The organism is Halobacillus trueperi (genome assembly GCF_003386945.1).
Lineage (GTDB): Bacteria > Bacillota > Bacilli > Bacillales > Halobacillaceae > Halobacillus > Halobacillus aidingensis.
The window spans coordinates 1-26,681 of the sequence record NZ_QUAE01000014.1 but is presented as its reverse complement, the minus strand read 5'-3'; the positions used below and the strand labels follow the sequence as shown (position 1 = coordinate 26,681).

The 26,681-nt window shown below is 39.4% G+C and carries 25 protein-coding genes; all 25 read left to right on the top strand.

Annotated elements, in window-relative coordinates:
* Positions 1–313 precede the first annotated feature (313 nt).
* A complete protein-coding gene (locus DYE48_RS14935) occupies positions 314–754 on the top strand; it encodes a hypothetical protein (protein WP_115824323.1) in 441 nt (146 codons plus the stop codon).
* 67 nt (positions 755–821) lie between these two features.
* On the top strand, positions 822–1,016 hold the full coding sequence (locus DYE48_RS14930) for a hypothetical protein (protein WP_115824322.1): 195 nt from the start codon (positions 822–824) through the stop codon (positions 1,014–1,016).
* Between the two features lie 15 nt (positions 1,017–1,031).
* Positions 1,032–1,295: a hypothetical protein gene (locus tag DYE48_RS14925; RefSeq protein ID WP_115824321.1), complete on the top strand. Its 264-nt coding sequence runs from the start codon at positions 1,032–1,034 to the stop codon at positions 1,293–1,295.
* A gap of 38 nt (positions 1,296–1,333) precedes the next feature.
* Entirely contained in the window at positions 1,334–2,419 is a 1,086-nt protein-coding gene (locus tag DYE48_RS14920) for a hypothetical protein (protein WP_244199444.1), read from the top strand.
* A 13-nt stretch (positions 2,420–2,432) separates the two neighbouring features.
* Complete coding sequence (locus tag DYE48_RS14915) at positions 2,433–4,922, top strand: VirD4-like conjugal transfer protein, CD1115 family (RefSeq protein WP_115824319.1); 2,490 nt, start codon at positions 2,433–2,435, stop codon at positions 4,920–4,922.
* A 31-nt stretch (positions 4,923–4,953) separates the two neighbouring features.
* Positions 4,954–6,864, top strand: a complete 1,911-nt coding sequence (locus tag DYE48_RS14910) for a pLS20_p028 family conjugation system transmembrane protein (RefSeq protein WP_115824318.1) — start codon at positions 4,954–4,956, stop codon at positions 6,862–6,864.
* Between the two features lie 26 nt (positions 6,865–6,890).
* Complete coding sequence (locus DYE48_RS14905) at positions 6,891–7,214, top strand: DUF5592 family protein (protein WP_244199443.1); 324 nt, start codon at positions 6,891–6,893, stop codon at positions 7,212–7,214.
* Positions 7,198–7,407, top strand: coding sequence for a hypothetical protein (locus DYE48_RS14900; protein WP_115824316.1), 210 nt, complete (start codon positions 7,198–7,200; stop codon positions 7,405–7,407). The genes DYE48_RS14905 and DYE48_RS14900 overlap by 17 nt, the downstream gene beginning before the upstream one ends.
* Positions 7,404–8,063: a hypothetical protein gene (locus tag DYE48_RS14895; protein WP_115824315.1), complete on the top strand. Its 660-nt coding sequence runs from the start codon at positions 7,404–7,406 to the stop codon at positions 8,061–8,063. Before DYE48_RS14900 ends, DYE48_RS14895 begins: the two co-directional genes overlap by 4 nt.
* Positions 8,064–8,066: 3 nt before the next feature.
* Positions 8,067–9,989: a VirB4 family type IV secretion system protein gene (locus tag DYE48_RS14890; protein ID WP_115824314.1), complete on the top strand. Its 1,923-nt coding sequence runs from the start codon at positions 8,067–8,069 to the stop codon at positions 9,987–9,989.
* Positions 9,990–9,991: 2 nt separating this feature from the next.
* Positions 9,992–11,092, top strand: coding sequence for a lysozyme family protein (locus DYE48_RS14885; protein ID WP_115824313.1), 1,101 nt, complete (start codon positions 9,992–9,994; stop codon positions 11,090–11,092).
* A gap of 15 nt (positions 11,093–11,107) precedes the next feature.
* Positions 11,108–11,686: a hypothetical protein gene (locus DYE48_RS14880; RefSeq protein WP_115824312.1), complete on the top strand. Its 579-nt coding sequence runs from the start codon at positions 11,108–11,110 to the stop codon at positions 11,684–11,686.
* Positions 11,683–12,546, top strand: a complete 864-nt coding sequence (locus tag DYE48_RS14875; RefSeq protein WP_115824311.1) for a hypothetical protein — start codon at positions 11,683–11,685, stop codon at positions 12,544–12,546. The genes DYE48_RS14880 and DYE48_RS14875 overlap by 4 nt, the downstream gene beginning before the upstream one ends.
* Positions 12,547–12,796: 250 nt before the next feature.
* Positions 12,797–13,054, top strand: a complete 258-nt coding sequence (locus DYE48_RS14870; RefSeq protein ID WP_115824310.1) for a hypothetical protein — start codon at positions 12,797–12,799, stop codon at positions 13,052–13,054.
* Positions 13,051–14,214 carry a MobP2 family relaxase gene (gene mobP2 / locus DYE48_RS14865; protein WP_115824309.1) on the top strand — a complete coding sequence of 388 codons (1,164 nt, stop codon included), beginning with the start codon at positions 13,051–13,053 and terminating at the stop codon, positions 14,212–14,214. Before DYE48_RS14870 ends, mobP2 begins: the two co-directional genes overlap by 4 nt.
* A gap of 10 nt (positions 14,215–14,224) precedes the next feature.
* Positions 14,225–14,653, top strand: coding sequence for a hypothetical protein (locus DYE48_RS14860; protein ID WP_115824308.1), 429 nt, complete (start codon positions 14,225–14,227; stop codon positions 14,651–14,653).
* Between the two features lie 39 nt (positions 14,654–14,692).
* Positions 14,693–14,974: a hypothetical protein gene (locus tag DYE48_RS14855; protein WP_115824307.1), complete on the top strand. Its 282-nt coding sequence runs from the start codon at positions 14,693–14,695 to the stop codon at positions 14,972–14,974.
* Positions 14,961–16,454: an ImmA/IrrE family metallo-endopeptidase gene (locus DYE48_RS14850; protein ID WP_115824306.1), complete on the top strand. Its 1,494-nt coding sequence runs from the start codon at positions 14,961–14,963 to the stop codon at positions 16,452–16,454. Before DYE48_RS14855 ends, DYE48_RS14850 begins: the two co-directional genes overlap by 14 nt.
* Before the next feature lie 58 nt (positions 16,455–16,512).
* Positions 16,513–17,418, top strand: a complete 906-nt coding sequence (locus DYE48_RS14845; protein ID WP_115824305.1) for a toprim domain-containing protein — start codon at positions 16,513–16,515, stop codon at positions 17,416–17,418.
* 502 nt (positions 17,419–17,920) lie between these two features.
* Positions 17,921–18,784, top strand: coding sequence for a hypothetical protein (locus DYE48_RS14840; RefSeq protein WP_115824304.1), 864 nt, complete (start codon positions 17,921–17,923; stop codon positions 18,782–18,784).
* Positions 18,777–19,406: an HNH endonuclease gene (locus tag DYE48_RS14835; protein WP_115824303.1), complete on the top strand. Its 630-nt coding sequence runs from the start codon at positions 18,777–18,779 to the stop codon at positions 19,404–19,406. The genes DYE48_RS14840 and DYE48_RS14835 overlap by 8 nt, the downstream gene beginning before the upstream one ends.
* A gap of 616 nt (positions 19,407–20,022) precedes the next feature.
* Positions 20,023–21,618: a type I restriction-modification system subunit M gene (locus DYE48_RS14830; protein ID WP_115824302.1), complete on the top strand. Its 1,596-nt coding sequence runs from the start codon at positions 20,023–20,025 to the stop codon at positions 21,616–21,618.
* Complete coding sequence (locus DYE48_RS14825) at positions 21,608–22,825, top strand: restriction endonuclease subunit S (RefSeq protein ID WP_115824301.1); 1,218 nt, start codon at positions 21,608–21,610, stop codon at positions 22,823–22,825. The genes DYE48_RS14830 and DYE48_RS14825 overlap by 11 nt, the downstream gene beginning before the upstream one ends.
* A gap of 12 nt (positions 22,826–22,837) precedes the next feature.
* On the top strand, positions 22,838–26,002 hold the full coding sequence (locus tag DYE48_RS14820; RefSeq protein ID WP_115824300.1) for a type I restriction endonuclease subunit R: 3,165 nt from the start codon (positions 22,838–22,840) through the stop codon (positions 26,000–26,002).
* Positions 26,003–26,473: 471 nt separating this feature from the next.
* Positions 26,474–26,681 (top strand): SMODS domain-containing nucleotidyltransferase (locus DYE48_RS14815; RefSeq protein WP_425269305.1); only part of this gene is annotated, 208 nt, incomplete at its 3' end.

Here is a 26,681-nt window from a genome sequence, read left to right as displayed (position 1 = left end):
GTCGATGACCGTTTGATGCGTGTTACGTGAAACGCATCTTGTGACCCGGTAAGCGTTGTATCTATTATGGTTTACTTATATAAAGTGAGGTATAAACTGATGAAGCTTTGTATAGTTTATCCTAGATACATAAAGTTCTTCGTATAGGCTAGAAACGTTGTGCATTGTAGAAAGAATAATCCTTCTACATAGGGTTGATTGTATCTCGCCATAAACAATCATTAATAATAAAGATCTATCTTCCATAATGTGGATTTATATTTGAGTAGGTGTTAGAATCGTTATACAAATCACTTGAGAGGAGATTGATCTGATGGCAAAGCGTTGGGTCGGTGGTTTGGCTGGATTTGTTGTAGTTTTAATCCTAGTTGGTTGCGGATCTCAAGGAGCCACAGGTCAAGTCGAGTCATTATCACCAGGTGAGATGAAAGAAACTCTGCAAGACAGTGACAATGTTTATATTTTAGTAACTGATGCGTCTGAGGAAGAAAAAAGAGATGAATATATCAAGGTAGTGGAAGAGAATATTGAAGAAATTAATGTGAAAGAAATTAATGCTCAGAATCAAAAAATTCTTGATGGGGATATGGATCTGAATGAAATAGGTTTGGAAGGTAGTGAACTCTTCCAATCTCTAAGTTATTATGAGGGTGGACAATTACAGAACCGTATCTCCTTAAAAACACAGAAATACCAAACCCTTGAAGATAGGGATCAAGCTATACAAAAATTCATCAACGAAACTTCATCCTAATGGAAGTGATCTTTAATAGATCGCTTCTTTTTTTATGGATAAAAACCTTGAAAGGGGGTGAAGGTGAATGGGCGTTACTAATCGTGAACTTAAGCAATCAAAAGACTTAGTTCAGACACTGCTAACCATCCAAGACATTTCTTACAATGAGTGGCTTCATGAAAAACATCAAGACTACATTCAACAAAACCAAGATGTCGTTATGAAGTCATTGCTCCATTACAAAGGGGCGGATGAAGAAAACAAAAACAAAAATATTTAATAAGGGGAGATTTTAATGAAGTACTTTGCAGATTATTCCATGCTTGCTGCCATTAGTAATTTACAATCTACAGGGGCATCAATTTTAACCGCCATGCAGCTTTTGGGTATTATCTCGGCTGCCATTGCTTTTGGTATAGGAGCCTACCATCTTATCTGGGGTGGAGTTAGAGGCCGCCAAAGCTCTATCGTGTGGTTTATTGGTGGTGCCGTTGGACTTGTCGTTCTAATGGGAGCTACAGCTATCGCTGAATACATTGACAGTCAGGTGATCTTTTAAAGGAGTGTAGGTTTATGAGGGTATTATTCACATCAAAAATGGATGGTGAAATTTCGAGCTTTCACCCTTATTCCTTCCAGGAAATTGTCGTTCTAACAGCAGAATTGGATGCTAAATTAAAGAAGAAAAATGCCAAGCCAATTCTGCTAGATTTCATGATATTTAATGAAGAAGGAGACAAGCTGTACAACGGCTCATATGAAATGGGAGCAGAAGGAACATCAAATATTTATGACCATGTTTGTCAAAAGCTTTTAGAGTTACCCATGCAAAATAAAAATGAAGAAACAAAAAGGGATGTCTTTCTTCAACAATTAACTTCTAATACACCAGCATCTTATCAAATTGATATGACAGGAGTATTGAAAGAAAAGGAAGTACAAAAATCGAGTTGGAAGCAACTTGGTAAGCGTGGCAAATTTTTTGTGAGTATGATCAGTACCACATTAGTGGTAGCCATAGTTACATCCATCACTCTATTTATACTTCTAAGCAATCAAGGCAAAGATCTAAGAGCCACAACACAAGAGCTGGAAAAAACGGAGAATGTAAAAACGGCTTATGAAGGTTATTGGACAGGTCAGCAGAAAAAAGCTGTTGATCAGTTACAAGGAATGGAAACCTTAACGGAATCGGAGCGCAAAACATTGCTTCATTTTCTGGTGGAACTTAAAAAGTATGATCAAGCTTTGCAATATGTAGGCAAGGAAAACTCTTCTTCACTGGCTGAGCAAGTCATGAAAGTTCATGGTCTGGAAGAATTGATTTCCTTTCAAGAAGCTTATCCAAGTCCTTTGGGTGAATTTAAAATAGCCTTTCATAATGGGGAATACAAACAGGCGGTGGATATTCAAGATATGGCGATGTCTCCTGAACTGTATAAACAAAAGGGGATCGCTTATTTGAGGCTTGGTCAATTGGAAGATGCAAAAAAGATGGCCAGTGAAGCGAAAAATGATGAACTGAATAAAAAGATTAATGAGTATCAAGAAATTGAGGAACAGTTGACGAAGATAAACAGCCAAATAGAAACAGAGAAAAAATCGGAAGATCAAAATCAATCTAAAATCGATTCGCTTAAGGAACAACAAGATGAGCTGGAGGGCCAAAAGAACAATATATAAGAGGGTGATTCATTTGAAATCAGTCATTGCTAAAAAACAGGTGCTTATTCTCCTAAGCATCTGTTTTTTTATATCCACGATGCTGGTCAGTACTTTCGTATGGAATTTGGGATATGCCATGTGGTCAACCTTAAAGACTTTCCCAGAATTCAGTAAACCAATAGAAATTAAAGCTTCATTTTTGACAGATTTTCATATGCAAGAACAACCTCTCTACTATGGAATAGCGGCCTTAATCGGCTTAGTCGGTATAGCCAACATGATTTACAAACTTAGAAGTAACTTTAAACCCGTAGGCACGGACGAAAAAGGTTCCCAGAGATTTGCAACGAGAAAAGAAATTCAACAACAGTACAGGGCCATTCCTGATCGAAAACAACCATATAAAGGTAAAGGAGGCCCTGTGTTATCTAGAAAAGGGGACAAAGCTTTTATTGATCCGTCACCTGTCAATAATCTAATTATTGGTACGACAAGGAGTGGTAAGGGCCAAACCTATGTTATTCCAACCATAGATGCCTACTCTCGTGCTGAATATCAGCCCTCTTTAGTCATCAATGATCCTAAAGGCGAGTTATTTGCTTCTAGCCGGGAGACGCTGGAGAGAAGAGGTTATGAGGTTGAGGTCTTAAACTTAATGAATCCCATGCAAAGCATGAGCTTCAATTTGCTAGAGTTGGTTAAACAATCTTATAAGGATGGGGATTATTCTACAGCTCAAACTCTTTGCGAAACCATTACTCATATGCTTTACCACAATCCGAATGCTAAAGAACCTATGTGGGATGATTCAGCTAAATCACTTGTGAATGCTATGATCCTTGCGGTTACAGAGAAAAGCATAACCGAAGGGATGGAAGAGAAAATTACGATGTACACGGTCGCCAACATGCTCTCAGAGTTAGGGACTAGAAATGAAATGGATGAAGATGGCCAAGAGTACAATGCATTGGATCAATTCTTCCAAGAACTACCCCAATCCCATGTAGCGAAAGGTCAGTACGCCACGAGTAATTTTTCTAAAGGAAATACTCGTTCAAGCATTTTCACGACAGCTATGAATGGATTGACGAAGTTTACAATGAGTGAAACAGCTAAGATGACAGCTAAAAACTCTTTAGATTTAAAAAGAGTGGGTTTCGGTCAAAGTATTAAGGGGCGTGGTCATGCTTTTTCCAAAGTAAAGGTTTCCTTTCCAGATGGATCAACCGAGATCAATCAAGCAGGAGAGAGTGGGACATGGACCATCAACTTTAAAACTTCATTAGGGGCAGGAGATCATTTAATTGTGTCTCAGGAATCCACTCCTGCTTCTTCTGAAGATGAAGAAGTTCAAAAGGATAGATCAACCATTCGGATTGACAAAGTGGATGAGGAGACGGGCAAGATTTACTTCTCTTACTCGTCTGCCAGCAGCACTATGGAAGTGAAAGAAATTACTTACTCCACTAAGCCTATTGCTGTGTTTATGGTTACACCCGATTATGATACGTCTACTCATGCTATACCGTCTATTTTCGTTAGCCAATTGTATTATGTACTATCCAAGAATGCAGCCATTGCTAAAGGGCAAAAATGCTTGCGTGAAGTGGTCTTTATGTTAGATGAGTTTGGGAATATGCCTGCGATAGCAGATATGGAAAATAAAATTACGGTATGTTTGGGAAGAAACATTCGCTTTCACTTAGTTGTTCAATCCTATGCTCAATTAAAAGATTTGTATGGAGAAGATGGGCAAGCCACAATCCGAGGTAACTGCGGAAATGAAATTTATATATTGAGTGCTGACTATGATTCTGCTTCCTATTTTTCTTCCAAGTTAGGAAAGAAAACGTTAAATACTGAAACACGGTCTGGATCTACCTTTTCCCTGGATAAGTCGAAAACAGAAAGTACGGAAGGAAGAGACCTTCTAACGGCTAATGAACTGCAGGAATTGGAGGAAGGAGATACGGTGGTGCGACGTGTGCTATTACGTCGTGATAAAAAAGGAAGAAAGATTCGTGCCTTTCCTATTTATAATACAGGAAAATACAGTATGAAATATGCTCACACGTATCTTAGTTCAGAATTCCGTCCAGGTAGATCAATTACGGAAGAAGAGATTTCTACCCCACACCGCCATGTTCATCCAGCAGACTTAGTTATTGATTTTCAAACTGGCTATTCTAATAAAGCACAGACAGACGAGCCGGTAGAGGATGTGGAAAATCACTCGCAAAATGGACCATTCAGTGATTCAGAACAATCTATGGAATGGTGGAGGAAGGAAAAAGTCGGTGAGTTCTTTGATAAAAGCACATTCTCCCTGATCCATCAACAAATTGCTCCTCATTTAGAACACAGTGAGGAGGAAATGAATGATGAACCTATGGAAGCTTTTCTTTATAACTTAAAGCTTTTAGGCGATCATCAAGAAATTAACCGACAAGTGTATAGTCACATTCGCAAACAAATAGATAAGTTAATTGAAGAACAAGAAACACCAGTAGAGCAGGGATGAAAAAGGGAATAATAATAAAGGTGGTGATGGAGTGTCCGATGAAGAACTGTTAGAGATATTGTTAAGGTTTTCCGAAGTCTTATCAACGAATAATATCTTTACATCTGGGTTAAGGATCGTAGGGTGGGGAACGATATTATTCTTGAAAATGATTGTTGATGGTCTGGAAGGAATGGTTGATCAGGTCTTAACCTTAACGGATTTCTTTTCAAGCGATCCCGTGACTAACTTTCTCGAAACCATTCAGCCTGCTCTCTACATTATGCTCGCCATCTCATTGGGAATGATCGGCTTTCGATTAATATTTAATAAAGAAAAGAATCGATCTGACATTCCAATGAATCTATTTATATCTATAATGACGATTACTCTGTTGTCTTTTGGAATGGGGAAAGTGAATGACTTTACTGGAGATGCGATGGACGTAGCGAAAGTACAAACAGATTCTTTTACCACCTCCGATCGAGTAATGGAAGACCATATTACAGACATAGTCATTTATGAAGAAACAGAATGGACAGATCCAGATGTAGAAGAACAACATCATATAAGCCCAGACTCAATTGATAAAATATCCATTAATGAAACGATTGACGATAGTTTTGAAAAATCTAATGGCGATAGCCTATCAAATAAAGGACAAAGGCTTGTAATGAACAAAGTAGGATTGGAATCAAATGGCGAAGAAGGGCTTGTTGAGTTAGGGAAAAGTGGTCTGTTTGATTTCCTTCCAGAAAATTACTACCGGTGGCATGTGGATTGGTTTACTGCCATCGTAACCCTTTCCGTTATGGCTTTTACCATGATATTAATATCGATTAAAGTAGCCAAGCTCTGTTTTGAGCTTGGCTTTAATCATATCGTGGCGCTAATTATGGCGTATTCGGATATATCCACGGGTCAGCGATTGAAAGCGATCATTAGGAATATTGGAAGCATTTTTGCTTCGCTTATCATGATTTTCTTAAGCTTACGTGTGTATATGTATTACACAACTTTTATAAATAATAATCTTGAAGGACTTGGGTATCTGATTGCTTTAATTGCAGGAAGTTTGGCTGTCATTGATGGTCCTAACATCGTGCAAAAACTCTTTGGAATTGATGCTGGATTGAAAAATGCCTGGCATGTTGCGATGGGTGGTTACCTAGCTTCTAAAACACTCGGACCTCCCGTGAAGAAAGCTGCAGGAGCTATTACAAGTGGTGGTGTATCAGCCTTGATGAATACAGGTGCCGGAACAGCTGGAGCACCCGCTGGTATCTATGGGCGCAAAGGTGAAGGAAAAGCGCAGACAAATGGAAAAAGTGATCCGTCATCTAGTTTCTCTTCAAAAGAAGGAAATAGAATTCAAGGAAACTCGCAAAAGAAAGAGCCAAGTCCAATGACATACAATCAGAAAAGCCAAAAAGGTTCTTTGGAAGGAAAGGAAACCAGAAGATCTGAGGAAATAAATATTCCTGCTACCCATGAAAATCAGGGGCAATCACAGCCTTCTCCGGAGAAGGGATCCTCTATGGCATCTCTACAAGAAGGCTTCCCAGGAGGATTGGATGTCCCATCTTCAAACCACAGCTATGAGCAACCTTTGTCTAATAAACCTATGAAAGAAACAAGACAAGGAAATATAGGTAGTAGTGAAAAAGGAAGTGAACGTTTAGATGCGAACGATAATGAACCTAAGGAAGAGACAGACCAAATAGCTGCAAGCACAAAAACAAAAACATCAGATATGAAAGCTCCAGAAAGTACAAATGATATATCTATGCCGAATCAATATAGAACAGAGCAGCGAACTTTAGGAGGATATATGAAAGATCGATTGGGTGAGCGATTTACTAATAATCCTAAGGTTCAAAGTGCAAAACGGACGTATAACTTATCTCGAAACACTACGGAGAACTGGATAAATAAAATCAAGAAACGCGGGCCTGAGTCTTAACTTGGTCCGCGTTTTGTTATGAAGGAGTGTTTTTATTGCAATACAAGATTCCATCTGAAATTGGAAGTGAGTTGAAGATCAACCGTCTATTTTACCTTACAGACTTACTTGTGGTCCTCATCCTGGGCGGCATAGGCTTTACACTCCGGTATGTCGTTCATTCTTCATTCGTTTGGTACTATGCGATCTTTTGGATCTTATTGATGGTTGCTTGGTTGATCCGGCCCAAAACGAACCCCAAACTGCGTATGTCCAAAGCTTTGTTCTTAGCTGTCACAAGGGAACGAATTGCTTATTGTGCTATCGATAAAAAAGAAGGGGAGGGTGGTAGGAATGATGATCAAAGATGAAGGGTTAAATGATGAAGAATATGCGTTTCAAAAATTTAAGGCACTTCTTGAAGAACAGCTTGGACGAGACTTAACACAAATAGAAGCACGGAAGATTCGGTGGTTGTCTGGATGGGAGCATGAGACGGTCGGCGTATTTTTTGACCTGATTCATGAAGTAGCAGGAAAGAAAAATGAGGGGGCCTTTAAATGAAGAAGAATAAGAAAGACCACTCTTTCTTTAAAGAAGACAGTTCCGAAAAAATGGCTCTTTTTGATGAACGAAATACTACTGAGAAAAACAAGAAGCAGCAAAGGTCGAAAGTTAAAAAGAAAAAGAGAGAGGTGGCCATTCCATCCATAGCTGAAGTTCTTCCCATTCAGGACATGACCGAGGAAGGATCCTTTCAATTAAAAGGAGATGGGGGCTATTTGGACGTGGTGCAACTTCTGAGTAAGGATATTTATTCTCCATCCACCCAGGAAACCGAATACGACATCATGAAAATGGCCAAGTTCTTTCAATCGTATGCACCCGATATCAAGATCGTGTCTATGAATTTTCCGGTTAACATGAAAAAGCAACTGGATGCGATTAATTACAAGATTGCACAGAACAAGGCGCCTCTTTATGAACGTTTTTTAATTAGAAAAAGGGAGGAACTGCAGTTTTTAGAGACCTACCGTACAAACAGAGAATTTTATTTATACATTTACGCGACTAGCCTTAAACAGCTTGCTGAGTATAGAAACAATTGTCGGCGCTATCTTGGTCGAGTCGCTCCGGTCATTGAGTTAACTGATGAAAAGAAGCTAGATTTGCTCTATAAGCTATATAATCAAAATTCTAAATTAGAGAAGAGGGGTTAAGGAATGTTCTCATTTCTAAAAAAGAAAAGTGATGCCGAAGAAACACAAGAAAAAGGATATAACCCTTTTTTACTGGCCCATATCCAACCGCAAGGAGGAATTAAATTTCACGAAACCTTTACTCGAAAAGGAGACGGTTATGAAGTTTGTGTCCATGTCTATTCCTTCCCTAAAAATGTTTCAAACTTTTGGTTAGAGCCTATTTTCAATATGGAGAATGTCATTACTACGATGGATATTGTCTCTGACGATCGTTACAAAGTCCGAGATGGTTTAAACAAAGGAATGGCTGAACAGAGTTCCAGAATTATTAATGAAAAAGATAATGCAGGTATTATAGAAGCGCAAAATAACTACGATGATTTACGGCAGCTGTACAATCAGGTGTCTGAAGAAGGAGAGATCGTTAAACGTGTTCACCTTAGGCATTATGTAAGTGCACCAACAAGAGAAGAGCTGGAAGACAAAGTGAAAGTCGTCTTATCGACGTTACAGGACGAGAATTTTCGAGGATCCATCTTCTTAAACGAACAGGAATATGAATGGAAATCACTACTCACGAATTATACAGAACAATCCACTTATCGAAACAAGAGGGAAGGTCATCCGATACCCGCACTAGGGTTAGCAGGTGGCTTTCCTTTTCATTTTACTAGCTTAAACGATCCTTACGGTACATTCTATGGCACGACACTTACCGGAGGAAACGTCGTCTTTGATCTTTTTCATAGAGATCAGCAGCGTAAAAGTTATAACGGAGTCATGGTCGGAGCGATGGGAGCAGGGAAATCTACTACGCTTAAGAAAATTATGCTGGATAATGCCATTAAAGGATATAAGGTCCGGACCTTTGATGTCACAGGAGAATTTGTGGAGTTAACGGAAGCTTTAGGCGGTAAGCAGATTGCACTCGATGGTTCAGATGGGGTCATAAACCCTTTGCAGGTATATCGAACGGCAGAGGACGAATATACGTCCTTTACTCAGCATTTATCCAAGCTGACAACATTCTATAAATTCTTAGCACCTGAAGCGAATGATAGTGAATTGAAAGAATATGAAAATCTATTAAGAAAGCTTTATGAAAAGCTTGGCTTATGGAACGATGATTCAAAATCAAATATAACCGAACTATCTGTCCATGAGTACCCTATCTTCACCGATTTTCTTACCTTTATCGAAGAACAACTCTATGAAAATATCAAGGAAGGAAAGCAAAAGGAGAAACTGAGTCAGGAAAGGAAACGTCGCCTGGAAAGCATCGAATTAAACATTCGTAACCTTGTAGAGACTTACGCGCATCTCTTCAATGGAGTATCAACCATCGAACACTTTGATGAACAACAGGTCGTTACTTTTACCCTGAGGGGCCTATCGCAAATGAGGGCAGAGGTATTCCAAGCGCAATTGTTTAATGTACTCAACCTCCTATGGGACTCCATGCTAACGAACGGCTCACCTCAGTTTGATGCTTATAATCGAGGAGAATTAGCTTTTGAAGACGCTGTACGATATCTCATCTTGATGGATGAAGCTCACCACATCATTAATACAAAGAAGAAAAGTGAGAGTGCTCTTGATTTTCTTACAAAGTTTAGCCGGGAGGCCAGGAAGTATTTTGGTGCTCTTCTCTATGCCAGTCACACCATTCGTGATTTTGTTCCTGAGGGTTCGGATCAGAGTATGGTAGAGGAAATCAAGAAGCTTTTTGAACTGACCCAATACAAAATTATTATGCAGCAAGATAGTAACAACTTAGAGATGATGCAGCAAATATTCATGGGGCAATTAAGCCAAAGTGAATTAAAAGATATCCCTTACCTACAAACAGGGGAGACGATGTTAAGCATCCGTGCGGTTGAAAACATTCGTTTCAAGGTGGAGGTATCGGACGAAGAATTAGCCTTGTTTGGAGGAGGTGCATAAGGATGCCTTGGTCCCTTCTCCTGGGGTTAGTCCCTCGGAAAGTATGGCTATGGTTAATTGGTGTTCTGGTAGCTCTTTTCCTTCTACAAATGCTCTTATATGCTTCTGTCATTACAGGGCTGATCGGTTATCAAAAGTCTTCCTCCAGTGAGGATATGAGGTCCGTTGATGTGGTAAATGGAACTGCGCAAGTTTCAGCTGCACTGGAAGAGTACCGTCCTCTGTTTGAAGAATATGCCGAAAAGTATGGGGTGTCCAAGTATGTGGAGCTTCTCTTGGCCAAAACGATGCAGGAATCTGGTGGACGTTTGGATGATGTGATGCAAGCAAGTGAGTCTCTCGGTCTACCTCCAAACACGATAGAGGACCCTGAAAGAAGTATTAATGTCGGGATCCGATACTTCTCTGAAATGCTGGAGAAAGCAGGGGGAGATATTAAGCTAACACTCCAAGCTTATAACTTCGGTGGAGGGTTCATTGATTACGCAAACGAACACAATAATGGAGAATACAGCAAAGAGTTAGCAATCGAATTTTCAAGAATGAAGTACCAGGAATTGAAGCATACAGGCATGTATTCCTGCATTCGACCTGAGTCGGCAGAAACAGGAGCTTGTTACGGGGATATTGGTTATGTTGAGGCCGTTTTAAGTTACCTTAAAGGCGGAGTTATTGAAGCAGATTTACAACCAACGGGAGATTGGGTTATGCCCATTGAAGGAGCACTCACACAGACATCTGATTACGGAATGCGCTCAGATCCCTTTGATGGAACACCGGACATGCATAGAGGTATTGATTTTGCTTGTACGAACGCCGTAACGCCTATTCAAAGCGTAGATAACGGTCAAGTGGTTGAGGTGGTAAGAAAAAACTCAGGATATGGAAATAACGTTCTTGTGAAACATGAAGAGGGACTTTATAGTCACTATGCTCATTTGTATACGATAAGTGTACAAAACGGGGAGATGATTCAAAAAGGAACAAAAGTAGGCAAGTGTGGTTCGACAGGAAACTCTACAGGTCCCCATCTACATTTCGAAGTTCGTACCAAAAAACAGTATCGTTCTGATGTGAATCCTGCCCCATATCTTGGACTTTAAGAAAGGAGAACGTTGATGAATAGACGTGTTCTTTTTGTCCTGTTTGTCGTTCTGTTAATCGTTCTCACATCGGTTAATATATATGCTACACGCCAGGCATCGAATGACGATCTGCAGGAAGGCTTGCACGAGTTGGAAGTGAAAAACGAAAAGATTATGGAAGAAAAAACTGAATTAGAAATGACGTTACAAAAACAGGAACCTGCTGACATTCAAGCGAGATATGACGCTTTAGTGAAGCAGGTTTCTACGTTTATAGAGGTTGCTTTTAAACAGGATAAAGAGACCTATCAAGAAAGGGAAAAAGACGCACACAAGGTGATGAGCAAAGATTTAGCAGCAACCTTCTTTCCTACAGAGAACTATAAAGGAGAAAGGAAAACGGAGGTGGATGAAGTAGAAATATTCATCAAAACAGGTAATCTCACAAACAATCAAGCTAGCGTATTAGTTAAGTTTAAACACACGCTCTATTCTTTGCAGAGCGATCAAAAACAAGTGTCTCCTGTGTTTCTCAGAATAAATGTTCATAGAGAAGAAGGCCAATGGATGATAACAGATTTTCAAGACGTAGAAGAGGAGGGCTATTCATGAAGAAACAAACGAAACACATCACGGAAGGAACCTCAAAAAAATATCTTATTGGATTAAGCGTCATGGCTATGGCGCTTCTTTTTTTCTTGTTTTCTGGTTTTATATTTGGTGATGAAGAGCAGAGTAAAGTTCAACAAACGCCTATCAATGAACCTCTGAACTTACAAGGATCAGGCGAACTGACAATAAAAGACTGGGTTTATAATCCAACGAAAAAGTTGATGGTTGTCACCTTAAACCTTAATAAATCAACCACTTTATTAGATGAAAAGTTAAGCTTCACGGCTCAGGAAAAAGAGCATCCAAAACGCGATTTACCAACGCACGTTGAGTATAAGGATGAAAGCAGATATGTCATTAGCATCCAACAGGTAAGTCCTTCCTTTGATGTCATGGCCTTAGATTTAAATAAGGAAAATGCCAATACGCTTTTAACGCAAGAGAGTACTCAAAATTCCTTGAAAGGGGGTGAGGAAAAGAAAGAGCTGGCACGTATTTATACAGATCAACGTAGAGTGGAAATGGACAAACAATTAACCATCTTAACGGAGCAGAAATATGAAGTGGCTGTTGTATCTGAACAGATCGAAGAAGCGAAAGAAACAATAAAAGAGAAGAAGGAAAGTATTCAAATGATTGATGAACGAATCAAAGAAATTGAACAGAAAACCGTTGAATTGGAATCAGAGCTTCTTTACGAAACGGAGGAAGAGAAAAAGCAAACGGAGGCTAGAATTCATCACCTGGAAAATGAGAAAGACCAGATCAATCAAGAGGCAGCTGAACATGAACTAACTATTCAAACTATTGTTGAAAAGATTGAGATGTTAGAAGAAAAAAGAGAAATGATTTCGAACTAAAAAGGACTAAGGTTGTTATTAAGTACAACACAGAGGCCGCACATCTCCTGTGTAGGGACCACACATCACGGCGAATACACGAATAAACGTTCCTGTTTTAGCCGCACAGCGACCGCACATCTGGAGATTTTCTTGTTCCCTCGTTTTGCCCGGCTCTGCCGGGATTCACACGCCAAGTGGGAACAAAAACCCCTTATGCTCTTCTCTTTATTCACTAGTGTTAGTGTCTTTATCAAAAGGAGTGATTGTAATGGAAGTAAGAATTCGTTATATGGATCCGAAAACCGTTCAACGAATTGACGAACTTGCGGAAGAAAAAGGATTAAGTCGACAGGAGTTTTTACATGCTCAGTTGCAACAGTTAGCTGTCTATCAAGAAGAGAACCATCGTGAACAAAGACTCCAACAATTAGTGGATCGAAACATTCAAACGATGGCTCATTGTTACACAGCCATTCGAGAAATGAATGATCTCTTGCAGATTGAAGAACCAGGTGAAGAAGCATGAGTGAAACGGTAACGCCTGGAGTGGTTTTAAAAACAAAATTCGTGACCGCAAATAAAAAAGGATTCCAAGATTATGTGCAATACGTAGACCGTGAAGAGGCCAAAGGAAAGGGCGATGGTCATCGGTCCATGTTTAGTTTATATAATCACTATATGGACGATCCAGATAAAACATCTGCTTTGTTTACTCAGCAGTCGGACCATTTATTGGTGGAAGGAAAGCAGGGCGTTAAATCCTTGTTTGAACAAGCTCAAAAGAAGAATAGTATCATGTGGCAAGATGTTATTACCTTTGATAATGATTGGCTTCAAAACCGAGGTGTTTATGATTCAAAGACACACACCTTAGATGAAGATGCTTTGAAGCAAGTGACAAGAAAATCCATGCAGTCGATGATGAAAAAAGAGGGATTACAAGAGAGTGCTATTTGGTCAGCGGCCATTCACTATAACACCGATAACATTCATATACATGTGGCCACTGTCGAACCCAACCCGACTCGTGAACGTGGAAAGCGAAAGCCGAAAACGCTAGACGCGATGAAAAGTGAAGTCGTGAATGGATTGTTAGATCGAACGCAGGAAAGAAATCAAATTAATTCGTTGATCCGTGACCATATGGTGAATGCAAAGAAAGAGAATAGCATCATGAAGTGGAGCAATAGAGAAATAAAACCTCTGTTCCTCGATGTGTATAATCACTTGCCTAAGGATAAGCGACAGTGGCACTATGGCTATCAAACGCTGAATCCTATTCGATCGAAGATTGATGAACTAACGACAAGGTATTTAGATAAGTATCACGCCAAAGATATGAACCAGCTACATGAAAAATTGGATCAAGAAGTCAACGAATTAAAACAAGCCTTTGGGGATGGACCTAAGGATAAGAAGCGATATCAGCATTACAAACAAAACAAGTTGGATGACCTCTATAAACGAATGGGCAATGCTTTCTTACAAGAAATGAAACGGTACGATCGTCAGCAGTATCCTAGACAAACTACCAATACAAATGCCCCTTATAAGTCCATGCCTTCAGGGATTCAATTGCAACGTTCCTTGAGAAGCATTCAACGTTCGTTGGGGCAAACGTATGACCAGTTTATCAATGACTTGGATCACCAGAAGTTGGAACGAGAAATCGAAAGAGAAAGGTAGGGGGCCATGAATGAGAAAACGTCAAAATGTCACGTTGCATGAAGAGACAATTGCGTTAATTAAAGAGTATCAGGAACAGTACCATATTCGTTATCCAGGTGAAGCTTTGGATCGTATGATTGAGGAATGGGAAGCACAGAATGCGAAGGAACAATCACAAGAATATCTAATGAGTTTGATGGCTCAACATTTTCAAGACGTGTTTTCTGAAGAAATGAAACGGTTGCGGTTAGCAGCCAATCGAAGCGATAAAAATACACAAGTCCTTCTGGAATTAATGAACGGTTTTGCGATGGATCAAAACTTAGAAATTTGTGTTACAACCCCAATCTTTGAGAGCCAAGCGATGAAGGATGCGAGAGAAGCAGTCGAAGAAAGAATCAGTCATCAGCGCCAAAAGAGAATAAGTGATACAGAGACTCAACGAGCATCTAGCTGAGGGTTATAATGAGGAATTAGTTCACAAAGGAGTGAGGAGATGCTTTTGATTAATAGCAATTATGAAGTAGGCGTGTTTAAGCGTTTAAGTGAAAATAATGAGCTCGTGATGGACGTGGGACAAGAGGAATATACCTTAACGTTAAGTGATGGGGAAATGGATGATCTTGAACATCATTTAGTGAATCAAGAGAACCTACTCATTCCTTTTCATAAGAAAACAAAAGAACTGATATTAAATACAGAACCCAATTACGATGAGGAAGAAATGGAAGAACTCATGAACATTAGTGAGGGAGCTGGGGATTATGGCGAAGACTAAACGATCTTATAAACAGAAATCACCAGAAAAGGTCAAGGAGGAGATCAATCAACTGACAGAGGGGATGGAAAAGAGTATTACGAATCACTTTCATTCTCCTGAACAAATGAAAGAGTATCTAGACTTTATGGGAAAGTTTCACCGGTATTCTCCACGTAATACGGCCTTGATTGATTCACAGTTTCCAGGAGCAGAAGCTGTAGGGTCTTACGCCTTCTGGAAAGACAAAGGTTTTTCCGTAAACAAAGGAGAGAAAAGTTTAAAGGTTCTCGTCCCTAATCGGTTAGGCAAACAGTTTCAAGATGAAGAAGGCGAATGGAAACCTTTGAAATATGCGACGAATACAGAAAAGCAACAAGTCAAAGACGGTCAACTCGATAAACGAGATGGCCGTCTTGTTTATTCTACTGGAAGTGTTTTCGATGTTTCGCAGACAAACGCCACTCAAAAAGATCTGCCTCAAATCTTTCCTAACAAATGGATCGATGGGGAGATTGAAAACTACAGTCAGCTTCGAGAAGGAATGAAGGCTATAGCTGATAAAAACAATATTCAAATTGTGGAGCCTTATGAAGAGTTAGGAGCAGCCAAAGGAGTGAGTTATACCGGGCTAGGAGAAGTAGCTCTTAATCCGCGTAATTCGGAACGCCAGGACACAAAGACTCTGTTGCATGAATTGACTCACGCCAAGCTTCATACGAAGGAAAATATGAATGACTACACCAAACCAGAGAAAGAATTTCAAGCGGAAATGACAGCTTATACGGTTGCTTCTTATTTCAATATTGATACCAGTGACTACTCATTAGACTATCTGCATCACTGGACCAAGGATCATGAATTTAAAGACCATGAGAGCTTATTACAAGAAGTTCAGTCAACAGCTAAAGAGTTTATTACAACCATTGAAGAATCTATGGGCCAAGAAAAGGAAGGGGAGAAAGATATGAGTGTTAAAGAACACAAACATGAAATGGAAGAAGAGAAACAAGAAAGAGAGATATTACCTTCAGAAAAGCTTCGAGAGATGTACCGAAGCCAGGTGAGCAAGGCTGAAAAGGATAACGGGCCGTTTGGTAAGGAAGAAAAGGCCGATGACGAATATTCTCATCAAGATTTCAAAGACGATTACAAAAAGGAGCTCATGAACTTTATTGAACCAACAGTCGGAAAAGAGTTGGACAAAGAAGAAAACAATGACCGTCAAGAACGTTTGAATCAGATGCGTGCTTTTCAAGAGACTCACAGTAAAGAAGAGGTGTACCAAACTAAAAAGGAATCTCTTCAAGAATTAAAAGAGCTACCTTTAACAGATCGTGGAAAGCAGCGTCTATCTCAAATCGAAAGTAAACTGGATCGAGAGTTTCATGGAGAGAAAGAAAAAGAAAGCAACACTTCGGAAATGAAGAATGGAAATGAGGATAAGAAGGCTTTTCAGCAGAAGGAAAAGCAAAAAGAAAAAGTAGAGATTGAACGTTAGACAGGGAGTTTTCTCCCTGTCTTTTTTTATACCTAATTTAGAAAGGAGGAAGTGCTGCATGGCCAAACATGTAAGCGCGGACCAAGTGGAGATTGCTCGTAATGTGGATCTCATAGACTATCTTGAGCGTAAAGGGGAGCCATTGAAGAAAGAGGGAAGATATTACCGACACCAAGTGCATGACAGCTTAGTGATTAAAGACCAAATGTACGCTTGGAATTCCAGAGACGAAAAAGGGGCTGGAGTCATTAACTTTGCCAAAATGTTTTATGGCATGAGCTTTCCGGAAGCTGTTCTTGATCTGAATGAGCAAGGTTATAAAGTGAAAGACAACGCCCAAGAGCAAAAGCCTAAGGAGCCTTATCAATATCCCTCTGATTATGAAGTAAACAATAGGACAAAAGCTAAAGATTATCTTACAAAAGAACGGAAGATTCATCCTAAGATTGTTGATTGGTTGGCCAATAAGGATTTAATTGCCCAAGACAAGCTTGGGAATGTGGTGTTTAAGTGGAAGCACCAGGGAGAGGTCGTAGGGGCAGATCGACAGGGTACTTCTCCCATGAAAGATGGGCGAATGTTTAAAGGTATTGATAGGAATAGCCACGGTTCGGCTGGTTTCTCGGTTGATATAGGTAAACCTAATTCGATTTATCTTTTTGAAAGCCCTATTGATGCGTTGTCGTACTGGAGTATTAAGAAAGGGAAGTTACAAGATACTCGCTTAGTTTCCATGTCTGGGCTTAAGCGGCAAACCATGATTGATGAAATCAAACGGATGGGCAAGGAAGGTCATCAAGTGAAGCAAATAACGTTTTGTACGGATAATGATAAGGCTGGGAGGGGGTTTGCTAATAAATTTCGAAGGTTAATGAGTAAAGAAGTATCTAAAATTGATTTACCTACAAATAAAGATTGGAATAGAGAAATTAGAAAAGAGAATGAATTAGTAATAGAAAGGTAGAGTGAGCGACCAACCAAATGAAAATTAAGGGGTGAGAACCTTCGTGTTCATTTGAATCATAGTTTTTGTCTAATGAACACGACTAAAACTGGTCTTATACGGAGTGTTAGTTTTACCCCACCATAATTAAATACTTTGTACTGGGGCAAGTTTGATTCTTTGTGATATAGTCTGTTAAAACTCCTGTGCTTTTTGTAGTTGTGGTTATAATACTTATGTTTGTTAATGTTTTAATAGTCTCAGCATGTTTTTCTTTAACTTGTATGAAAATCAAAAGCATCTCTTTCTCACCAATCTCCACCAAGATTATTTGTAGGAATTGTTTCTCTTCTTTTCATAAGGCCAAATGGGCGAGATCGAAATAAGTGGCCCATCATTAGTTGCGCCTGGGTAATGGAATCTAAATACTTAAGCCAGAAATCACTTGCAATTACATTCTTATGGAGGGGTTTCAATAAAACTTATAGAAATATATGGAATAAACACATAAGGGGGAGAAGTAATGCCAGAAGTTAGTGCAAATGTGAGTAGGAGATTGAACAAGATGAATGATAGAAGTAGAGCTTTATATTTAAGTTATATTAATTACTTAGAAAAGTCTGGTAAAAGTAAAGGCACAATCAATGTCTATTCTAATAAAGTGCTGAACTTTTTGGAATTACTCCCACGAGATCAGCTCATACATAAATTATCTTTTTCACAAGTCGAGGATTTTATAGGAATTGCTGAAACTGAGAGTAGTTATAATGGTCGTGTATATGTGATGGGAAGTTTCATTGACTTCTTGGTTAATCACGAAAACATTTCATTAAAAATTAATGTAGAAAAAGTTAGATCACTAGTTTTCAGTACTCGTGAAGTACGAAAAAGTACTCAGGGAGGTGCAGTACCTTTATCTATTGAACAAGTGGTATTAATTAGGGAAACCTATAAACGGAACCAAGATTATAAAAGGCTATTCACTTTTGAAATGATTTATAGACACGCAGCAAAGTGGAACCAATTAGCGAAGTGTACAAACAAAAACTATGATTCTAATACTAAAGAATTTAGGATTGGTAAAAATAAAAAACTTCGCATTGATAATTATATAGCTTCTCTCATTGAAAAAGCCCCTTCAATCATTAATAGTCCGGTCAGACCTGGTCATAGATATAGATTAAATGATATGGGGGAGTTGTTAGGACGTGTTGTAAGATGGATTGATATAGATGATACGCATGATAAACACTTTGTTTCTTGTCCAAGATGTCAAGGAGAGGTTGAACTTCAGGCTGATAATTGGGTTCTTATGTCAATTGATGAGAACGAGACAAAGTGGCTAGTTTGTAAGTCTTGTGTTCAAAAGGGTGTAGATAATGCCTAAAATAAATGTCTTCGATATATCTTACTTGGACTATTATCATTTGAACTCTGAAAACCTTATGAAACTTTCAAAATTAGGTAACGAAAACAAAGTAGATGAATTAGAAGTTGAGTTAGATACCATTAGAGATAAACAACAGAAAAAGCTACCAGACATGTACGAAACTAACGAATTAGACGATGATGTATTAAAAGAAGAATTGCTTATTGAAATTAAAATGATTCAAGGCTCATTAGAACGTACAAGCGTTAAACAAGAAAGAATTGTACGTTCAAGACAACTGGTAAACAAACTTAAGTCATTATATAAACACGAGTGTCAGCTTTGTGACCCAGAGAATCCAGTTCTCCCGATTGTCAAGGAGAACAGACTCAAGTATGTTGAGGTCCATCATATCACTAGTATTAGTTTCTTGAACTCTGCTGAGCAAAAAGAAGACATCGAAAACATTGATACTTATGAGAATACAATTGTTGTTTGTCCGCAACATCACATGAGGTTACATTATCATCAGGGCGGAACAAGGATTCTTCAAGAGAGTAGCCAAGAATTAGGATTCACTTTTAAGAATGGAGAGAAGGACAAGTTGTATTTGAATCATCATTTGAAAGGAAGAGATTAGGTTTATGAAAGAGTATGGACAGGTGGAACTAATGCTGGTGTACTGACATTAGGAAAAAAGCTTAAATTGGAGTTTTCTTCTATAAGAATATGAAACTTTTCTTATAGAAGAATCAGGTTAGATTAAGCTAGCAAAAAAAAAACAAAGATGCAAAGGCATATTTTCAAAGTATCAATATAATGGAATCCTTGCTGCTTGCTTACTTTTCAAAGTAATGAAAGAGTCCTGCCTTCCGCCAGAGGTAGGGCTTTTACTATTGGTCTTTTTTTAACCACTTAATAGTGTCAGTTAGTCTTTTATGAATTAATTTAGTTTTTTCCATTGAGAATGAGGCCAAACGCCCCGCCATAAACTGAAGCATGCTTTAGTTATGATTTTTTCGGGGCACATAGATGACCGGATCTCCTTTTCTTTCAAACTTGCTTTCATCTTTTCGAATATGGCAAGACTTGAATAACTAGGAGAATGAACGGAAAATAGGATTAGAATCTGATAGAATTGAAGTACAATTTATGTAGGTTAGTGATTTGTGATGATAACGTGTGAACGCTGACAATGACTGTCACTGATCGAATTAAACTAGATTTAAGAAATAGACATAGGAGTGTGTGTGAGTATGGGAGCAGAATTAAATCAAAAATTATTTAGTGCTGCGGATAACCTTCGCAGCAAAATGGATGCCTCAGAGTATAAGAACTATTTATTGGGGTTAATCTTCTATAAATATCTGTCGGATAAGTTATTACTGAAAGTCATTGAGCTGGCAGATGAATCGATGGATACATATAATACGCCAGAAAAACAGACGGAGCTTTATGAGGAGCTCTTGTCAGATGAAGATACAAAGGAAGATCTGGTTGCAACGGTTGTGGATACGCTTGGGTATGACATTGAACCTCGGTATCTGTTCAACGTACTTGCAGAACAAGCGAAGAAGAATGTGTTTCAGTTAAATGATCTGAACAAAGCTTTTATTCAGCTATCCACTAAGTATGATGCCTTCAGTGGGTTATTTGACGATGTAGATCTGCAGTCAAAGAAACTGGGTTCTGATGATCAGCAACGTAACGTAACAGTCACAGACGTAGTTAAGAAGTTGAATGATGTGAACCTTATTGATTACGAAGGTGATGTCATTGGGGATGCGTATGAGTACTTGATCGGCGAGTTTGCATCTGAAGCAGGGAAAAAAGCCGGTGAATTCTATACTCCGCATATGGTATCCGACATGATGTCACAGATTGTGGCCATTGGTCAGGAAGACAAGAAATGGTTCAGTGTGTTTGACCCGACCATGGGATCAGGCTCACTGATGTTAAATGTGCGGAATTATCTCAATCACCCGGATAAAGTGAAATACCACGGGCAGGAACTGAATACAACAACGTTTAACTTGGCCAAGATGAACCTGATCCTGCATGGCGTTGATCCGGAAGAAATGAGAGTTCGTAACGGGGATACACTGAATAAGGACTGGCCAACAGATGAACCTTACACGTTTGACTCTGTCGTCATGAATCCTCCGTATTCTGCTAAATGGTCTGCGGATGACACATTCCTGGATGATTCACGCTTTAACCGTTACGGGAAGCTGGCTCCGAAATCAAAAGCAGACTTTGCCTTTGTCTTGCACGGGTATTATCACTTAAAAGAAACAGGTACGATGGCGATTGTTCTTCCACATGGGATTTTATTTAGAGGGGCTGCGGAAGGTGTCATCCGTAAAAAGCTGTTAGAAGACGGCAGCATTTATGCAGTGATCGGGATGCCACCGAACTTGTTCTTTGGGACATCGATTCCAACGACTGTTTTAATTCTAAAAAAGAATCGAAGTACTCGCGATGTCCTGTTTATCGATGCTAGCCGTGAATATATCAAAGGGAAAAATCAAAATAAACTATCGAAAGAGAATATTGAGAAGATCCTTGATACCTACAATAGTCGTGAAACTGTCGATAAGTATGCTCATCTTGCAACATTTGAAGAAATCACAGAGAACGATTATAACTTAAACATTCCAAGATACGTGGATACCTTTGAAGAAGAAGAACCTGTGGATATGAAAGCAGTTGGCATCGAAATGAAAGAGATCCAACAGAATAAACAGGCCTTGCAAAAAAGTTTGTTTGAGGATATTTCTTCCCTGCAATACAGCGAAGAAGACGCGGAATGGATTCAAGGTGCATTAGAGGTGTTTATTGATGGAAAATAAACGTACACCAATTATTCGATTTCATGGGTTTAGTGGAGAATGGGTGCAAAATAAATTAGGAGAAGTTGTTGAAATTAAAGATAGTGCTAGGATTCCAAACACCTTGTGGTTATCAAAGGGAGTACCATATTTACGCTCAAGCGACATGGTAAACAATGGGGTTTTAGGGAAGCTCTTTATTTCTGAGGAGACATACCAATCGTATAAGGATAAAACAGGTGCACCTGAAAAAGGTGATGTGTTATTTACAAGTGGTGGGAAAGTAGGTGTCACTTATCATAAAATTGATGATAATCCAGTTTATGTTCAAGGTGGAAGTGTTTTATACGCTAAAACATCAACATCCAAAAAACTTAGTGGTATTTATCTTAATGTGTTCTTTTCCTCTCCTTCGATGACAAAATATATGGAAGGGGCTTCGACCGGATTAACAATAAAACATTTTACTTTAAAGCCGGCTAAAAATACTCCTATTAATCTTCCATCCTTAAAAGAGCAAACCATAATCGGAGAATTCTTTAAAAACTTCGACGATCGAATCGCTCTTCAGCAACGCGAAATCGAATTATTAGAAGAAAGCAAACAAGGCTTTTTGCAGAAGATGTTTCCGAAGGATGGCGAACGTGTGCCGGCAGTTCGGTTTGATGGGTTTCGTGGGGAGTGGGATGATATAAAAGCTGATTCTATTTTTAAGAGCATCTCTGATAAAAATCATACTGATCTCCCAGTTCTTTCTGCATCACAAAAAGAGGGTATGGTTTTTCGTGATGATATTGGTATTAATATAAAATATGAAGCAAAATCGACTAAAACATATAAACGTGTTCAACCTGGTCAATTTGTAATTCATTTGAGGTCCTTTCAAGGTGGATTTGCATATTCAAATATAGAGGGAATTACCTCTCCGGCTTATACTATTTTAGACTTTCAAAATAAGGAGTCACAAAACTTTCTATTTTGGAAATATGTTTTGACAAGTAAGACTTTTATAAAAAGATTAGAAACAGTAACTTATGGTATAAGAGATGGGAAAAGTATAAGTTTTAGTGACTTTTCAACGTTAAAATTTAAAATTCCTGATATTCAAGAACAACGAAAAATCGGCGAATTCTTCAAGAAGATTGATGATTCCATCGCTACTCATGAAAAAGAACTCGAACTCTTAAAAGAGACAAAAAAAGGATTCCTGCAAAAAATGTTCGTCTAGGAGGTGATTCATGTGCAGAGCCAATCTCATCGATCGGAAGCTGAAATTGAGAACCATCTGATTCAAGTGTTAGGAGAAGGCCATAACCAGTGGACGTTTCGTGATGATTTGAAATCCGAAGCTGATCTCTGGCAAAACCTCCGTCAAAAAATCACACAAAACAATCTGGCTGAGCTCGGTGACACGCCATTAACAGATAAAGAATTTGAAGCGATTAAAACGGAACTGCTTTTCCGCACACAAACGCCTTTTGATGCGGCGAAGTGGTTAAAAGGGGAGAACGGCATTGCCCGGATCACCATTGAACGTGAGGACAGTAACCTGGGATTTGTTTCCCTTGTTCTCTACTCCAATCAAGATATCGGGGGCGGGATCTCCAGCTATGAAGTCGTCAATCAGATTGCGAAACAGAGTGCCACTGGAGAAGGACGGGACCGGCGTTTTGACGTGACGTTACTCATCAACGGCTTGCCAATTGTGCAAATTGAACTGAAGAAGGTAACGGCAAAAGACGGTGTCTATCAAGCCTTTAATCAGATTAAGAAATATGCCGAAGAAGGCATGTTCCGAAACAATATCTTCTCCACACTGCAATTATTCGTCGTATCGAATGAACAGACGACACGGTACTTCGCCAATGCCATGCCGAAAAACTTGTACAGGAAGTTCATGTTCAGTTGGCGAACGAAGGTCAATAAGAAAGTGGAAAACCTGTATGAGTTCTGTAAACAGGCACTGAATATTCCGGATGCCCACCGGTTGATTGCCAACTATACGATCGTCAGTGAAGATCAGGACAACAAAACCTTGATGGTACTGCATCCCTATCAGATTCACGCCATTGAAGCGTTATTTACCGCAGCGAACAAACATCAGTCCGGGTATGTCTGGCACGCCACAGGTTCAGGGAAGACGCTCACAAGCTTTGTCTCGACGAAACTCCTTGCGAAGAAGTCAGGCATTGATCGCACGATTATGCTCGTTGACCGGAAAGACTTGGACAACCAGACAACAAGTGAATTTACAAAGTTCGCATCGGAATTTAATACGGGCATCTCGTCAGGAAATACTCCTGCCAACAGCTTAATTGTCGGAACGGGCAGTGCTCAGGAATTAAGTAAAACACTCCTTGCCGATGCCAATTCAAACGTGGTTATCATTACAACGCGTCAAAAGCTGGATGCGGCGTTAAAGCATGCAAAGAAGCAGGAAGAACAAAAAGGATCCAACCGATACGAAAAACTGATGGGGCAGCATATTGTCTTTATCGTGGACGAGTGCCACCGTGCATTGAGTGCGGAGAACATGGAAGATATCAAAGCATTCTTCCCGAATTCCACGTGGTTCGGATTTACCGGTACGCCCATCTTTGAAGAGAATAAGAAGCAGGCGAAAGGAAAATTGGCGAGAACGACCTTTGATCAGTACGGGGAAGTCCTCCATACGTATACGATTAAAAATGCCTTGGAAGATGGTTCTGTTCTCGGCTTTCAAGTGGAACACGAAACGACCATTGAACCGACTTCTTTGGACAATATGATTTTTAAAAAGCTCCGGATTAATGAAAACTATGCTCATATGACAGATGAAGAAATTAATACGGAGATTGATGAGATGACAGGCATGGATAAGGAAGCTTACATAGACAAAACGATGTATGAGAAGGATGAACATATAGATAAAGTCATCAAGAAAATTCTCCGTCCTGACAATGCTTATACGAAGTTCGATTTCAAGAACGGAAAGCCGACCAAATCAGCTATCCTTACTACCAGTTCCATTGACATGGCCAAGCGCTATTATCAGGCTATTAAAGCCATGACGAAAGAGGGGAACTGGATGGAGCAAGTCTTCCCTGATCGACCGATTCGAGAAGGCCGGACGATGGATGATCCTGACTTTCCACGGATTGCCATTACATACTCACTTGACGAAAATACGGGAAATGCTATGGAACAGCAGCAGGAAATGCAGGACATCATCGATGACTACAACCGGTATTACAAGACGGGGTGGTCACTGCAAGATATCGAACGTTACAACGGGGACATTAACAATCGGCTTGCAAGAAAGCGTGCAGAGTTCAAACAGCTCGGGCGTCAGGTGGATCTCGTCATTGTCGTGGATCGCTTGTTAACAGGATTTGATGCCCCAACCATTCAAACGTTATTTGTGGACAGGAACCTTGAATACGCTGGATTAATTCAGGCTTTTTCCAGAACAAATCGAACGTATCCCGAAAAGACGAAGGGGCTCATCGTCACGTTTCGTAAGCCGTTTAAGATGGAAGAGAATGTGACGAAAGCAACGAAGCTGTATTCGGAAGTGAAAGAAGAATCAGGTTTAATCTATCCAAGCTATGATACGGCCAAGAAACGCTTCAAGAAGGCACATAAACAATTTTTGGCGATCATTGAGAACGAGGGAGAGGTCGATGAACAAACGCCTCTTGAAACCCGTGTGGACTATGTAAAAGCCTTTCAGGAGTTGAATAATTCCTACGAGGCGTTGATAACCTATGACAGCTATAACAATGACATGTACACATCAAAAACCCTGCAGGAACAGGTGAATATCTTGAAAGAGGAAGTCGGTGTGTATGAAACGGTGAAAGGTTCGTTGGTGGAGGATGCCGGTAAAGAGGATCCTGATGATGAACCAGATTTTTCTGACCTGACGTTCTTCAGTGATGCGACGACGAAACTGTATGACATTGACTCAAGCTATATCGATCAGTTACTCGGGACATACGAGGCGAACAATCCCGATGTACGTGAAGAGATCGAAAATGCGCTGAAGAAATTAAACAAATCGGAAACGGTTAAAGATGTGTACCGGGGTATCTTGAATGCCATCGATGAAAAGGAAGTGGATAAAGAGGAAGATATCTTTGCCGTGAAGCGTCGGTTCTTCACCGAGAAAAAAGAGCAGATTGTCGAAGGCTTCAGTGCTTACTGGTGCGTATCCATTAACGAGCTGCACGCTTCAGCGATTCAATACATGATCGGGATGGATGACGTACCAAACATGAAGAGGATCATTGAGAGTAAAGACTATGAAACCTTTAAAGCCGATCATCCAGACATAAAACCGTTTAAGTACCCACAAATGATGAAGCGTGACTGGCAAAAGGTACTGGATGAACAAATCGTACCGTTGGATGATGAGTTAAAGTAAGTCTTAATTTACGGTGTTTTTAAATGTAGTGGCTGAGGAATTTCCCAGCCGCTTTTCATTTATCTGAAGTTCACCTAAAAAATGATAAACGATAAACAGAGAGTTATAATGGGATTTAACTCCATTATTTTGGTGGGTAGCATTTGGACTCCAACAGCCTTCTAAGCTGTAGGTCGTTTCGTGAAAAGTTTGAGCAGGTCTTCCGACTGGATATTGACTGGATTTTCTTTATTCATAATGATATCTTATTTAACCTCATACCAATGCCGTAAAGTTGGAAAGCCGATTATATAGGGGTCCTTACTTCTTATCATCTACTATTTATTTAATAAAGTGAATGGGCGGCGTCTTATAAAGAAGCTTCAAGCTTCTTTTGATTCAGAATTAGTATAGAATTATTACTTAATATGGATTTTAATGGTAGAATGGGAGTGGGTAATAAGCAATTATTTAAATGAAGGGTGAGTAACTATGTCAGTCAGTGAGAACTTTAAACAATTCTGTTCAAATCTAAGAATGAGTGACAATACTGTAAATAAAATTCAAAATAGATATAAACAAATTACTAAAAGAATTAATATAGATTATTGGGGGAGTACCTCAGAACTGAATAATAGTTTATATGTAGGGTCATATGGTAGAGGTACAGAAATATTTACTAGTGATATAGACTTAATTG